Genomic DNA, 13,449 nt, shown 5'->3' with positions numbered 1-13,449 from the left:
ACTAGTATAATCTCTAATATACGTGAAGGAGTTAAATGATGAATTATATTAAACGATTTTTTATGAATGGTACAAAAACTGCTGGCAGAGTCACTCACGGGATCTACATCCTCTTACGTGCCATCGTCACAATCATGTTAGTCGATCAATTAATCCAACAAAACATGGGCAATACATTTCTGTTATTACTCACTTTAATTTTATTTGAAATACCTTATCTCTTAGAAAAAATACTTAAGATCCAGATCCCTAATATGTTAGAAATCATTTTAATTTCTTTTATTTTTAGTTCGACAGTCTTAGGTGAATTGAGCGATTTTTATGGGTATTTTTCTATGTGGGACACATTTCTTCATGCATTAAGCGGCTTTTTAGCTGGTGGAGTAGGCTTTTCCTTGGTCTATTTACTCAACAAAAATACAAAAACAATGAATTTGACCCCTTTGCTTCTTGCTATTGTTTCTTTTTGTTTTTCAATGACCGTTGGTGTCGCTTGGGAATTTGTTGAATTCTCAGCCGATCATTTATTCCAATTAGATATGCAAAAGGACACACTTGTTCAACAAATAAATAGCGTAGAACTCAGTAAAGATGGAAATACTGTTCACACCATCCCCAATATTGAAAAAACCGAGGTCGAGTATAAGACCGATGATGGAAAATCTGAAACATATACCATTTCTGGTGGCTATTTAGATATCGGTATCATGGATACGATGAAGGATCTATTTGTCAATTTTATTGGCGCTTTGACCTTTAGTATCTTCGGCTATCTTTACAGTCGCAATGATTATCGAAAATTCACCTTTATCAGGAACTTTATTCCTAGAAAAGCCAAGTGATACACTCGTAAAGTGCTTTGATACATCAGCGATTGCACATATTTTTGAATACTACACAAAGAGGGTAAGATAAAAGTGAAATTGTCTTGCCCTCTTTGTTGAAGTAAATCACAGAAACATTTATAAACTATTCGAAAAAAACAGCCGATATTATGAGAAAAGTGGAAAAATAATTTTCTTGCATCTTTTTCTCATTCCTTGAGATTACATTTTTCTTCCAGCTTTTTTTCTTCCACAAAATAATTTCCGTTCATTATAATTCCTTTTTACTTTTCTAGCCGTTTCAAAACTTCCATTGCTAATGGATAATCTGGATTCTCACTACCATCAAAATTTTCAGAAAGAAGTGAAAATCCTAATTTTTGATACAACTTGATCGCTGGATGACTCCAAGTTTGCGTGTGCAAGTAAATAGGTCGTTGTGGTTCTGCTTTTTGGAAAAGAGTAAGTATTTCTACTGTCAAAGCTTTTGCCACCCCTTTCCCCTGATGCTCAGGGACAACAGCCAACCAGTGGAAAAGTGAGTAAGTCCCGTCAAAACGCTCTTTGAACCATGCGGTACAAGTTCCAACTTTCTCTCCCAGATCATTCACAACGAACAACATTCGCTTCTTAAGCTCTTCCGGATATGGCGCAAATGAACGTTGAAAATAAATATGACCCTCTTTCTCATTCTCAAACTCTCCGACTGCACATTCGATTCTTACCCAATCGCTTTCATCTCCTGGCTGATAATACTCAAAATGATATCCGTCTGCCAATGGAACAGAAGGTACTTCTGTATCGATAGAACGGACCATCCAAATTTCTGCGTAAGGTACTTGTTTGTCTAACATCCCTTCACTCCCTTTCAATTGTCATTCGTTTCTTCTTTTTTGTAATAAAAAAGAGCAACTTTGATTACTAGCTGCTCTTACTTATAATTACCCGCGTGTTGTTATACTCTTTTTTTCACCAATGATGCGTACTTCTGTTTCCAAAGTCACATCGAATTTTTCCTTGATCACTTCTTGGATATGCGCAATCAACTCAGTATAATCAGTAGCTGTGGCATGATCGATATTGACAATAAACCCTGCATGTTTCTCAGAAATTTGAGCGCCGCCCCATTTTAATCCTTGCAAACCAGCTTGTTGGATCAATTGTCCGGTATAATGCCCTACTGGACGCTTGAACACACTGCCACAAGATGGATATTCTAACGGCTGTTTTGATTGACGCAATTCTGTCAACTCCACCATTCGGCCTTTGATCGTTTCAAAATCACCAGCTGTCAATTGAAATCTTGCTTCTAAGACGATCCCATTCAACTCTTGGATAGCGCTATGACGATAAGAAAAGGCCATCTCTTCATTCGACAATGTTTTCATGGAACCATCAGCCAACAAGACATCTACTTCTGCAAAGACATCTTTGATTTCGCCACCATAAGCACCTGCATTCATGTAAATGGCTCCGCCAATGCTTCCTGGTATCCCACAAGCAAATTCAAACCCTGTTAAAGAAGCATCAAGCGCTGCATATGTCGTATCGATCAATTTGGCCCCTGCTTCTGCAACGACCATTGAGCCTTCCACTCGTATTGCCTTCATTTCCGTCAGCATCAAGACTACACCGCGAATTCCACCATCTTGAACGATCAAATTACTGGCATTACCTAGCACCAACCAAGGTAAATCATGGATTCTGCAATAATCAACAACTTCTTTTACTTCATTTTTTGTTTTCGGAAAAACAAGCACATCCGCTGGTCCACCTGTTTTTGTAAAGGTATAATTCATCAACGGTTCATCAAACAACAGATCAATCTCTGGTAAGTTTTTAACTAAGTCTTCTTTATTCACTGAGGATTTTCCTTTCTTTTCAAACGTCCTCATCATTTTATCACGCTTAAAACAAACTTACCAGTCTACCTCACATCTGGTGTCTGATTTGTTTCCGTAACATTTCTTCACAAAGAGCATGACTTTGGTAGATGTTTTCTTGCCGTAATCCTTCGCTTCTTATTGCACCTGTTTTTATTTGTGCAAAAAATGACTGGACCATGGACTCAAACCCACGTTTGACCAACGTATTTTCCCAATCACCAAATTTTTCTAGTTCCACGCCATTCGCTGTCTGGATGACCATCTCTGTTAAATCATTGACTTCATACGTACCACTAGGACTAGTCACTTGATAGCGTTCCGTATTTGCACCACTAACTAGATCCATGACCAAAATAGCTGTTTGGTTTGCTGTTTCTAACTGTAAAATCGCATGATCCAAAAATTCTTGTGTTTCTTTGATCTGGCACTTCATTTGCACGACGGGTTCATCCAACAAATAAACAGCAGTATCAACTAAGTGCAAAAATAAATCATAAATGACATATTCTGTTGTCTCTTGAGCGGCTACGCGATTTTTCTGTAATTGGATGATCCGTTTATCAGGGATTGCTTTCAGTTTTTCTACCATCGGTGCGAAACGGCGATTGAAGCCTACCATCAAAATCACTTTGTTTTTTTCTGCTAACTTTTGTAATTCCTGCACTTCTTCCAGATTGACACTCAAAGGTTTGTCGATGTAGACATGGATTTTGTTTTCAAGACATTTTTTTGCCAGTTCATAATGGACACTTGTCGCTGCATGGATCATGCAAGCTTCAATATTATGCTCGATCAATTCATCGATCGTATCATAAAGATGTTCAAATCCATATCGATCATGGATTCTTTTTTTGGTTTCTTTATTTCTAGTAGCAAAATAAAAATCGATTTCACCCTGATTTTTTGCATAAGTTGGTAGATATGCTTTCTCTGCGATATTTCCTACACCGACTACTCCAATATTCATTTTCTTTTCCTCCAGCCAAAATTTAGTTACTCTTATCTTACACTATTTTTAAAGAAAATGAGGTACAATAGAGCCACAAGATAAAAGTAAAGGAGCGTATTGATTTGAAATTTATCTCATGGAATGTTAACGGACTTCGAGCTATCGTCAATAAAAATTTTCTTGAAGTCTTTAATGAATTAGATGCAGATTTTTTCTGCTTGCAAGAAACAAAATTGCAAGCTGGACAAATTGAATTAGATCTACCAGGCTATCATCAATACTGGAACTATGCTGAAAAAAAGGGATACTCTGGTACTGCAATTTTTGCTAAAGAACCTGCTTTGAATGTTTCATATGGTATGGGTATCGATGTTCACGATCAAGAAGGCCGGTTGATCACTTTAGAATATCCTGAATTTTTCTTGGTTACTTGCTACACGCCTAATTCTCAAAGTGAATTGAAACGTTTAGACTATCGTCTAGAATGGGAAAAAGCATTTTATCTTTATTTAGAAGAATTGAAAAAACAAAAACCTGTAATCATCTGTGGAGATCTGAATGTTGCCCATAAGAATATTGATTTGAAAAATTGGAAAACCAATCAAAAAAATGCTGGCTTCACGATGGAAGAACGTGAAGCATTCTCTCATCTATTAGCGAATGGATTCGTTGATACCTTCCGACACTTCTATCCTGATCAGGAAGGCGTTTATTCATGGTGGAGTTATCGCTTCAATGCCAGAAAAAATAATGCTGGGTGGCGCATCGATTACTTTTTGACAAGTGATGATCTCACACCACGTTTAGCAGATGCAAAGATCCACACAACGATCATGGGGAGTGACCATTGCCCAGTTGAATTAGATTTAACTTGAGCCCTTGTTAAAATAAATTCTCTCAAAAAACAGCAAGATGCTAGTCTCTCTAGCGAACTGTTTTCTGGGAGAATTTAGTCTACTGATCTTTCATCTTTGTACTTAGGAAAAGACCGTTTTTTATCTTATTTTCGATCATTCCTACATACTTTCAACTAACCATTTCATTTATTGATTATATATGTTAGTCTTGCTATTTTAAGGAGGTTTTATGAATATGAATTTTGTCGCAATGGACTTTGAAACAGCGAATCATCAAGCTCACAGTGCTTGTTCTTTAGCCTTAGTGATGGTTCAAAACAGTCAGATCGTCGATGAGTATTACACGTTGATCCAACCAGAAACACCATTCTTCTGGCGAAACGTCCAGATCCATGGTATCCACCAGGAAGATGTCAGAAATGCACCCAAGTTTCCTGATGTCTGGCAAGGAATCCAAAAATATTTCCAACAGAACCGTTTAGTAGTGGCGCATAATGCCGCTTTTGATACAAAAATTTTAGCTGGTTGCTTAGATTACTATGGATTGGCACAACCTAATTATTTATCGTTATGTACAGTAAAAACCAGCCGTCGCTTATTCCCAGAAATGCCCAATCATCGATTGAATACAGTGTGTGAGAATTTAAACATTACTCTAAACAACCACCACGATGCGCTAGAAGACAGCCGTGCCTGTGCAGAAATCTTACTCTACCAAGAAAAACACTTTGGAACAGACCCATTGAAGAAATTGGTTACTTTGAAATAAGGTTGTGAAAAGACCGTTCAGCTCCGCCGACAATAAGAATGGATTTTTCGAAACAGCTTCTCATGTTTTGAAAAATTCAGACTTATTTCAAGGAGTTGGTCTTTGAACACCGTGGATAGGTTGTGAAAAGGCTGGGCTGCATCAAGCCTAAAATTCGCTTGGCTTTTCAATAACCCTATCTATCCCACACTAAATCAGTAAGCTCATTCGATAAACATCGAGAAATTCTCCGTTATCTTTCCTTGCCCCTCTTTTCATTGTAGCTTCGATTTGGAAGCCAAATTTCTTATAAAGATGGACTGCCCGCTCATTTCGTGTCTGGACATCTAATTCTAGTCTGAAAAGGACACCATTTTCTTTCGCCCAAAACAAAACTTCCTCAAGCATCATCGTTCCTAGTCCCATTCCCCAATACTCCTTTAAAATACTGATTCCTATTTCACCGACATGGGAAATCCGATATTGTTCTGCTGCTCTAACAGAAATCGTTCCAACGATTGTTTCATCTAGAATGGCTACAAGCAGTAGATTATTTATGCTGTCTCTGAGGTAGTCGATTTCAATAGCTAAAGCTGCTGGTGTTAGACTTGACCCTTTTTCATCCATGACTAGAAAATCTGTTTCTTGCCCCACCTTTTGCATAAATGCCAACACGTTTTGCGCATCTTCAGGAATTGCTTCTCGGATGATCAATGCGATTTCTTCAGTCATTCATTTCCCCCCACTGCTCCATGATCCGCTTTTTAAAATCTGATCCCTGCTCACCGTATGCGTGCAATTTCACATAGCGTTTTTCTAAATCTGTATCACTTTTTTCTAAAACCAGTTCCAAGTAATCTTCAGGCAAAGCTTCCTCTAATAGATTGCCCCACTCGACTACGGACAAACCTTCCCCTTCAAAATACTCATCTAAGCCAAGATCAGCACCACTAGCTGCTACACGATAAATATCCATATGGTACAAAGGAAGTCTTCCCTGATTGTATTCACGAATGATCGTATACGTTGGACTTTTGATCATTTGGTCAATTCCTAGACCTTGCGCAATTCCTTTTGTCAAAGTCGTTTTACCTGCGCCTAAATCTCCAGTTAATACTAAATTATCCCCGGCCATCGCAACTTCCCCGATCACTCCAGCAAATTTTTCTGTCTGTTCTAATCCATTCAATTCAATCATTTCCTAAATTACTCCCTTAGTCTGCTTTTTTGTCAGTATATCGTGTACAGCAAAATTTTTAAAGTAAAAAAAGAGGTTGGAACATTCGTCCCAACTCTCTACTATCCAATAACCAATATCTCAACTAACAATAAACCTTTTCTTAACTAGCTATTCATCAATGATCCACTTAGCATTTTTCCTGCTTTAATAGATGAATAAACGAGCTATCACTCTTAATCAAGTAATGTTTGAGCAGCAGTGATGATTGCTAGTTTGTATACATCTTCTTCATTGGCTCCACGAGACAAATCAGAAACTGGTTTGTTCAATCCTTGTAAAATAGGTCCGATTGCTTCAAAATTACCAAAACGTTGAGCAATTTTGTAGCCAATATTCCCAGATTGCAACTCAGGGAATACAAAGACAGTTGCTTGTCCAGCCACTTCTGAATTAGGCGCTTTCAGTTGAGCTACACCAGGCACATAAGAAGCATCGAATTGAAGCTCACCATCAATCGTATATTGTGGTGCTAATTTTTTCGCAATTTTTGTTGCTTCCACTACTTTATCTACTTCTGGGGCTTTTGCAGAACCCTTCGTTGAAAAACTCATAAGCGCAACTTTTGGATCGATATCGAATAATTCTGCTGTTTTAGCAGATTCTACTGCGATTTCTGCTAATTCTTGCGCATTTGGGTTTACATTGATTGCACAATCAGAAAAAACATATTTCTCTTGGTCGCGCCCACGTACCATGATCATTGCGCCACTTGTACGGCTTACTCCAGGTTTTGTCTTGATGATCTGTAAAGCTGGGCGAACTGTATCACCTGTTGAATGGATCGCGCCGGATACCATGCCATCAGCAACGCCCATATAAGTCAGCATCGTTCCAAAGTAGTTGACATCTTTCAAGATGCTCTCTGCTTGTTCTTTGGATGCCTTTCCATTTCTACGTTCAACAAAAGCTGCAACCATTTCATCCCACTTTTCGTAATTATTCGGATCAATGATCGTAAAACTTGATGTCTTGATACCACGTGCATGGGCTGCATCTTTGATTTCTTCTTCACTACCAATCAAAATAGGTTCAACCAATTCTTCTGCTTTCAGACGAGCAGCTGCTCCTAAAATTCTTGCATCTGTTGCTTCAGGGAAAACGATTTTAATACTCCGACGTACGATTTTGAATCTCAAACTATCAAACAATTCCACAAGATGACCTCCAGATATTTTTTATGTATTCATCATACACTATTCAGAAAAAAAAGAACAGTTTATTTTATCTGTATCAGTCAAAAACACAATAAAAATGAAGAATTTCACATAACATAAAAACTGGGCTATAACAGGAAAGCGCTGTTTTATTACACTGTTTCAGGTAGTTGCCAATCGATTGGTTGTTCCCCAAGTGCCAACAAAGCATCATTTGTTTTTGAGAAAGGTTTTGAACCTAAAAACCCACGATGTGCGGATAAAGGACTTGGATGTGAAGAAGTAAGGATGATATGTTTGCTTCTATCGATCATCTTCATTTTTTCCTGAGCAGGTTTCCCCCATAAAATAAATACGACTGGTTGTTCTCGTTCATTTAACTTCTCAATGATCGTATCCGTTAGTCTCTCCCACCCTTGTCCTCGGTGAGAATAGGCTTGCCCTTCTCTAACAGTTAAAACTGTATTCAACAATAAGACACCTTGTTTGGCCCATGAAACTAAATTTCCATGATTTACAGGTTTGATACCTAGATCACTCTGTAGCTCTTTATAGATATTATTTAATGATGGTGGGATTTTCACACCTGGTTGTACTGAAAAAGATAATCCATGTGCTTGGTTGGCCCCATGATACGGATCTTGTCCTAAAATAACTACCTTTACCTTTTCATAAGGAGTCAATTCCAGTGCTTCAAAGATATGATACATGTCTGGATGGATTTTTTGTGTCTTGTATTCTTTTTTTAAAAAATCTCTCAATGAGTGATAATAAGGCTTTTCAAATTCATCTGCCAAGACATCTTGCCAACTATTATGAATGATTTCTTTCAAAATACTTCACCTCCAACTCTCAGGATAACCCACAAATTCTTTCTTAACAAGTGGTAATCTTCGCCCTCAGTTGCCCCCTAATATGGTAAACTAAGTACAAGAAGCAGAAAGGAAAGATTCGACTTATGATCAAATTAATTGCATCAGATATGGATGGTACATTATTAGACGCGCATATGAGTATTTCAGAGGAAAACGCTGAAGCAATCCGCTTTGCAAACGAAGCAGGCATCGAATTTATGGTTGCAACGGGTCGCAACTTCCAAGAAGCTCGTGCTGCCTTAGATGAAGCGGGTATTGATTGTGCCATGATCACACTGAATGGCGCACAAGTATTTGATAAGGACGGACACTCATTGTTTACTGTTCCAATACCAACCCTACAAGCAACTACTGTTTTGGACATTTTAGATGCAAACGGTATCTACTATGAAGTCTCGACCAACCAAGGACTTTATTCGGAAAACCAGGCAAAAAGAATTGAAAGCTTTGCTTCAATGGTGGCGTCTCATCTCCCCCATTTAACGTATAAAATGGCCATTGCGATGGCTTCGGCTAATCTTGAATTATTGCATATCAATTATGTAGACAGTATTCGCGACTTACTTACAGATGAAAAATTAGAAGTATTGAAAATCATCTGTTTCCATACAGAAGGCCCACAAGTTTTAGGACCTGTTGGTAAAGAAATCAGCCAGCTTGGTGATCTTGCGGTGACCTCCTCTGGTCAAAACAATATTGAAGTCAACCATAAAAATGCCCAAAAAGGGATTGCGGTGGCACATGTCGCACATGAAAGAGGAATACCATTAGAAGATGTGATGACGATCGGCGATAATTTCAACGATGTCAGTATGCTGCAAACTGCTGGTGTTAGTTTTGCAATGGGAAATGCTGAGATCGAAGTGAAAGAATATGCCAAATATATCACAGACACGAACCTTGAAGCAGGAGTCGGCAAAGCGATTTTAAGAGCTATATCAGAAAACCTATAATTTCCGAGAAAAGAGGGATAAGGATGTCAGAATTTTTCATTCAAGAAAAGCAGCTTAGCCGTGCCACGCGTACTGTAGTCAAAAATGAAGCAGGAAAATCGCTTTTTTTGATGGTCGGACGTTGGGGAACCAAAGGTGATGCTTTGTCTCTTTATGCAATGAACGGAAATCTTGTCGCTCATATCAAACAAATCAGTCTTACTTTTGGGAATCGGTTTGAAATCTATAAAGAGTTTGAAAAAGTTGGTACCATGCAAAAAATATTTAATTGGCCGGGTGATTTTTATTACATTCGTCGCTTGCATTGGACCGTACAAGGAGATATTTACAACCATCAGTATGAAATCCATCATTTTAATCAGCGAATCATGAAAATGGATAAAGCAACACTTTTTACAGGCGATTATTATGTTCTTGATATTCCAATCGAAGAAGATGCACCAATCTGCATCTGTATCGCTGCTGTATTAGATTACTGGCTCTATCGCAAGAATAATGGAAAAGATACGCCTCTTTCTTATCGTTTCGATTTTTGAACGAAACTATGTAAAAATCATTAGACAACGATCAGTTAAAGGCCCTATCTTTTTTCTGATTTCTTCTCTATTTCACAGAAGACAATGGTTAAGAATAGACCTAGTACCGAAATAACCTGCTACCTACCCTTATAGTTACACCAAAATCCTTGTGTTAAACTGTCTATAACTATTTATTTCTGGAGGAACCTATGAAAGCAACGATAAAAGATGTCGCTACTTTGGCTGGAGTATCCAAAAGTACAGTTTCTCAATTTTTAAATGGTCGTTTTTCATATATGAGTGAAACGACTCGTAAAAAAATCGAAGAAGCTATTGCGGAACTCAATTACCGTCCAAATCAAATTGCCAAAAGTTTGAAACAAAAAAATACAAAGATCGTTGCATTGATTTGTGCAACTTTACATTCTCGTTTTTCTCTTAATTTGATTGGATCGATTGAAGAGTTTTTTCAAAAAGAAGGGTATTCTGTCATCATTGCAAGTAGCGAAGATGATTCCCAAAAAGAAAAAAGCCTAGTAGAATCATTCTTAGCTCGGCAAGTAGATGGGATCTTAGTCTTTCCCACATCACAAAATAAAGAGTATTATCAAAAATTAGCTGAACAAAGAATTCCCTTAGTTTTTCTCGATCGGCAATTATCCGGGGTCGATGTCCCCAGTGTTCTATTAGATAATAAACTGGCGGGCGCCATGGCTACTCAGCTGTTGATCGATCAAGGGCATGACAAAATTGCACTGTTTACTTTTCCTGTAAAAGATCGAATCACTACTCGTATCGAACGGATTGAAGGCTATGAGGAAACTTTGGTCAAAAACAAACTGACTCGACCAGATGAATTTGTGGTTTGTTGCGAGTTAGAGGAATTAGCAGATAGACTCGATCAGCTATTCCAATATACACCCAAACCTACTGCGTTGATCATGGGAAATGATATGTTACTGGAAGAATCACTATTTTGGAGCAAACGTGAAAAGAAAAAAATTCCAGATGACTTTTCTCTTGTTGGAATCGATGATGTTTCCTTTGCACGTTTATTCGATCCTGAGATCACGACGTTGGCACAACCAATCGAAAAGATCGCATTGAAAGCAGCTTCTTTATTATGGGAGCAGATCCAAGGTATCTCCCAAGAAACAACCTCGGATAGCTATTTATATAAACCTACTTTGATCCAAAGAAGCTCTGTTAAGAAATTGAACTAATAACCGCATGAGGTCAAAACAGAAGTATTTCATCCCGAGGAAAAAAGGATTCACAGAAATTGCTTTTCAAATTTTATGGATTCCAGCCTGTTTTCCACAGGAGTTGATTCTATCGTTTTTTCGTTTTTTAAAGAATGGGACAAAAGTGTTTCTTACTTTTGTCTCATTCTATTTTTTTGCGTATAGTCAAAAGTTAAGTGTTTCTTCTTTTATTCATGAACCATCAAAAAACTGCTAATATCTGAATTTTTTTTATTATTTTGCATGTTGATTGCTTCCTACAAGCAAACATTTCCTGTTATCCAAAATTATCAAATAGTTTAATAGCCCACACTTAAAAATATCCAAATAAAAAATTCTTAGAAAAAAATATAAAAAAGCGCTTGCAAAAAAATAGTGCTACGACTATAATTCAATCAGATAAACCGATTTAGTATTCGTCCACTTGTTTACTAAACCGATTTATCAATATCTTTGCGCGAAGATACATATGATGAACTGATGGACTTGTTTTTTAAGAGAGGAGCTTTTGATAATGGACATTTTTATTGAAATTGTTAAAAAACCAGCAATCATTATTGCTTTGGTTACTTTTGTGGGATTAGTTGCAATGAAAAACAAACCTGCAAAAATCATTACAGGAACAATTATCTCTTTTGTAGGATTTTCAATGATCAAATTAGGAAGCAGTATCTTAGCTGAAACACTGACTGCTTTTAGTAAACTTTTCAATAGTGCGTTTCATTTAACTGGTGTTGTGCCTAGTAACGAAGCAATGATGGCAATGACGCTTGATACACTCGGAACAAATGCGGCAATTATTTTGATTCTTGGTTTAGTCATTAACATTTTATCCGATGTACTTGGTTCCGTTGTACTTTCACTTGTTGAATCTGACGTACTTGATTCTGATGTACTTTCACTTGTTGAGTCTGATGTACTTGGTTCTGTTGTACTTTCACTTGTCGAATCCGACGTACTTGGTTCTGTCGTACTTGACTCTGATGTACTTGGTTCTGTTGTACTTTCGCTTGTCGAATCTGATGTACTTGGTTCTGTTGTACTTGATGAATCTGAATGGTCAGGAATATCAACTGGGAAAATTTCATTTGGATCCCAACGATTCGTTGATGCATTTAAGACCACATTGTTACCGATGATCGTTCCATCCATATTTTGATTGACTGTGATATCTGTATTTGGTGCAATGATCGTTCCTTGGAATGGTGCAGCAATCGTCAAGTTAGGTAGTGAACTACCAAAGTTCCAAGAAAGATTGGCATCAGAGAAATCTTCTGTTTCTTGATTGTTACGCCCATTATAATGGATTTGTGATTGAACAGTAAAATCTGCCGGAGCATTGATCACATTCAGTACAACCACTTTATTTTCCGGATTAGATATATTTAATGGTGTATTACCTTGCAACACTGAAGCATCAACATTTGCCAAGATGAAATTAGAGTCATCGGTTCCCGTTAAAACCATCGTGCGATTGTTCATATCTGGAAAATCAGCAGATGTAAATGTTTGTGTCGGGGTCATAGACATCAGTAAATCTGAACTACTTACAAGTTGTGCGAATTCTGAAGCAAAATCGATGTATGTTTGTCCAGGACGATCTTGATAAAACTCTTCTAGAGTCAAATGATCGATTCATGAACCATTGATTACTGCTTTATCATTTTCTGCTCCTGTGGTTACCGTTTCTCCCACAACAAATTTATTCACACGATTATCATTTCCTGAAGTTAACGAGGAACCAATCAATGAGTCAGTCATTTGAACATAATTGATTTCCAATTGCAAGTCTCCACTGATGATATCTGTACCAAAATTATTATTCGCGTCTAATTCTTTCGTTGCTATATTTCCATTTGTGTGTGCGTTAATAGTTGTTTTTCCTTTTGAAAAAACATGGAATTGAGAAGCAATCCCTAATGCTCCATAATTCCCTGTTAGATCCTCATGGATAGTTCCAGGATCTTGTGGGAGATATGTTTCTGCAACAACCGGGATTGACACCAAAAGATTAAGAAATAGTGCCACAATAGCTATGATACTCCCACTTTTATTTTTTACCATTTATTCTCCTTCTTTCACTCAAGAGAGTGTAAAATATTTTGTGTAAATAGAAAAAAGGAAGTCCCTTCTGTAGAATAGAGTTACCACAACACATTCACAGAAAAGAGGACTTCCATATGAACGATTTTACTACAGAA

At 37.5% G+C, this 13,449-nt stretch carries 15 protein-coding genes and 1 pseudogene; 7 read left to right on the top strand and 9 right to left on the bottom strand.

Annotated elements, in window-relative coordinates; genetic code table 11:
* Positions 1-38 precede the first annotated feature (38 nt).
* Positions 39-842 (top strand): DUF2238 domain-containing protein, encoded by an 804-nt coding sequence (locus tag FGQ66_RS06335; RefSeq protein WP_113845360.1) that lies wholly within the window; start codon positions 39-41, stop codon positions 840-842.
* A gap of 266 nt (positions 843-1,108) precedes the next feature.
* Here the strand turns inward: FGQ66_RS06335 and FGQ66_RS06330 are convergent, their stop codons facing one another.
* From FGQ66_RS06330 to FGQ66_RS06320, 3 genes are all read right to left on the bottom strand, one after another.
* A complete protein-coding gene (locus FGQ66_RS06330) occupies positions 1,109-1,678 on the bottom strand; it encodes a GNAT family N-acetyltransferase (RefSeq protein WP_113845359.1) in 570 nt (189 codons plus the stop codon).
* A gap of 87 nt (positions 1,679-1,765) precedes the next feature.
* Complete coding sequence (gene murB, locus FGQ66_RS06325; protein WP_113845358.1) at positions 1,766-2,686, bottom strand: UDP-N-acetylmuramate dehydrogenase; 921 nt, start codon at positions 2,684-2,686, stop codon at positions 1,766-1,768.
* 70 nt (positions 2,687-2,756) lie between these two features.
* Entirely contained in the window at positions 2,757-3,677 is a 921-nt protein-coding gene (locus FGQ66_RS06320; protein ID WP_138302034.1) for a Gfo/Idh/MocA family protein, read from the bottom strand.
* Positions 3,678-3,781: 104 nt separating this feature from the next.
* Here FGQ66_RS06320 and FGQ66_RS06315 point away from each other — a divergent pair, with 104 nt between their 5' ends.
* Both FGQ66_RS06315 and FGQ66_RS06310 read left to right on the top strand, forming a co-directional pair.
* The gene (locus FGQ66_RS06315; protein ID WP_016177035.1) at positions 3,782-4,534 is read left to right on the top strand and encodes an exodeoxyribonuclease III; all 753 of its coding nucleotides are present in this window, start codon (positions 3,782-3,784) and stop codon (positions 4,532-4,534) included.
* Positions 4,535-4,751: 217 nt separating this feature from the next.
* Entirely contained in the window at positions 4,752-5,285 is a 534-nt protein-coding gene (locus FGQ66_RS06310) for a 3'-5' exonuclease (protein WP_016177034.1), read from the top strand.
* Positions 5,286-5,474: 189 nt separating this feature from the next.
* Here FGQ66_RS06310 and FGQ66_RS06305 read toward each other — a convergent pair whose 3' ends face one another.
* The 4 genes from FGQ66_RS06305 to FGQ66_RS06290 form a co-directional block, all read right to left on the bottom strand.
* Positions 5,475-5,996, bottom strand: coding sequence for a GNAT family N-acetyltransferase (locus FGQ66_RS06305; protein ID WP_113845356.1), 522 nt, complete (start codon positions 5,994-5,996; stop codon positions 5,475-5,477).
* On the bottom strand, positions 5,989-6,462 hold the full coding sequence (gene tsaE / locus FGQ66_RS06300) for a tRNA (adenosine(37)-N6)-threonylcarbamoyltransferase complex ATPase subunit type 1 TsaE (RefSeq protein WP_113845355.1): 474 nt from the start codon (positions 6,460-6,462) through the stop codon (positions 5,989-5,991). The genes FGQ66_RS06305 and tsaE overlap by 8 nt, the downstream gene beginning before the upstream one ends.
* 215 nt (positions 6,463-6,677) lie before the next feature.
* Positions 6,678-7,658: a phosphate acetyltransferase gene (gene pta, locus FGQ66_RS06295; RefSeq protein ID WP_005878037.1), complete on the bottom strand. Its 981-nt coding sequence runs from the start codon at positions 7,656-7,658 to the stop codon at positions 6,678-6,680.
* 152 nt (positions 7,659-7,810) lie between these two features.
* Complete coding sequence (locus FGQ66_RS06290) at positions 7,811-8,491, bottom strand: uracil-DNA glycosylase (protein WP_113845354.1); 681 nt, start codon at positions 8,489-8,491, stop codon at positions 7,811-7,813.
* A 125-nt stretch (positions 8,492-8,616) separates the two neighbouring features.
* On the opposite strand from FGQ66_RS06290, the gene FGQ66_RS06285 reads away from it, so the two are divergent.
* The 4 genes and pseudogenes from FGQ66_RS06285 to FGQ66_RS15795 form a co-directional block, all read left to right on the top strand.
* Entirely contained in the window at positions 8,617-9,486 is an 870-nt protein-coding gene (locus FGQ66_RS06285; protein ID WP_113845353.1) for a Cof-type HAD-IIB family hydrolase, read from the top strand.
* Positions 9,487-9,509: 23 nt separating this feature from the next.
* Positions 9,510-10,022: an LURP-one-related/scramblase family protein gene (locus FGQ66_RS06280; RefSeq protein ID WP_005878032.1), complete on the top strand. Its 513-nt coding sequence runs from the start codon at positions 9,510-9,512 to the stop codon at positions 10,020-10,022.
* Between the two features lie 191 nt (positions 10,023-10,213).
* On the top strand, positions 10,214-11,227 hold the full coding sequence (locus FGQ66_RS06275; protein WP_081133942.1) for a LacI family DNA-binding transcriptional regulator: 1,014 nt from the start codon (positions 10,214-10,216) through the stop codon (positions 11,225-11,227).
* 535 nt (positions 11,228-11,762) lie between these two features.
* Positions 11,763-12,020, top strand: a pseudogene (locus tag FGQ66_RS15795) (PTS transporter subunit IIC); the annotation flags it as partial.
* Here FGQ66_RS15795 and FGQ66_RS06265 read toward each other — a convergent pair.
* Positions 11,969-12,874 carry a choice-of-anchor A family protein gene (locus FGQ66_RS06265; protein ID WP_230315239.1) on the bottom strand — a complete coding sequence of 302 codons (906 nt, stop codon included), beginning with the start codon at positions 12,872-12,874 and terminating at the stop codon, positions 11,969-11,971. The pseudogene FGQ66_RS15795 and the gene FGQ66_RS06265 overlap by 52 nt on opposite strands.
* A gap of 9 nt (positions 12,875-12,883) precedes the next feature.
* Positions 12,884-13,312, bottom strand: a complete 429-nt coding sequence (locus FGQ66_RS15405; protein WP_113845347.1) for a hypothetical protein — start codon at positions 13,310-13,312, stop codon at positions 12,884-12,886.
* Positions 13,313-13,449: the final 137 nt, after the last annotated feature.

This window comes from Enterococcus sp. BSD2780061688st2 D3 (genome assembly GCF_005844145.1).
Taxonomy (GTDB): domain Bacteria; phylum Bacillota; class Bacilli; order Lactobacillales; family Enterococcaceae; genus Enterococcus_B; species Enterococcus_B durans.
Note: the sequence above shows the minus strand (reverse complement) of the source record. Positions and strands in the feature narration are given on the sequence as shown.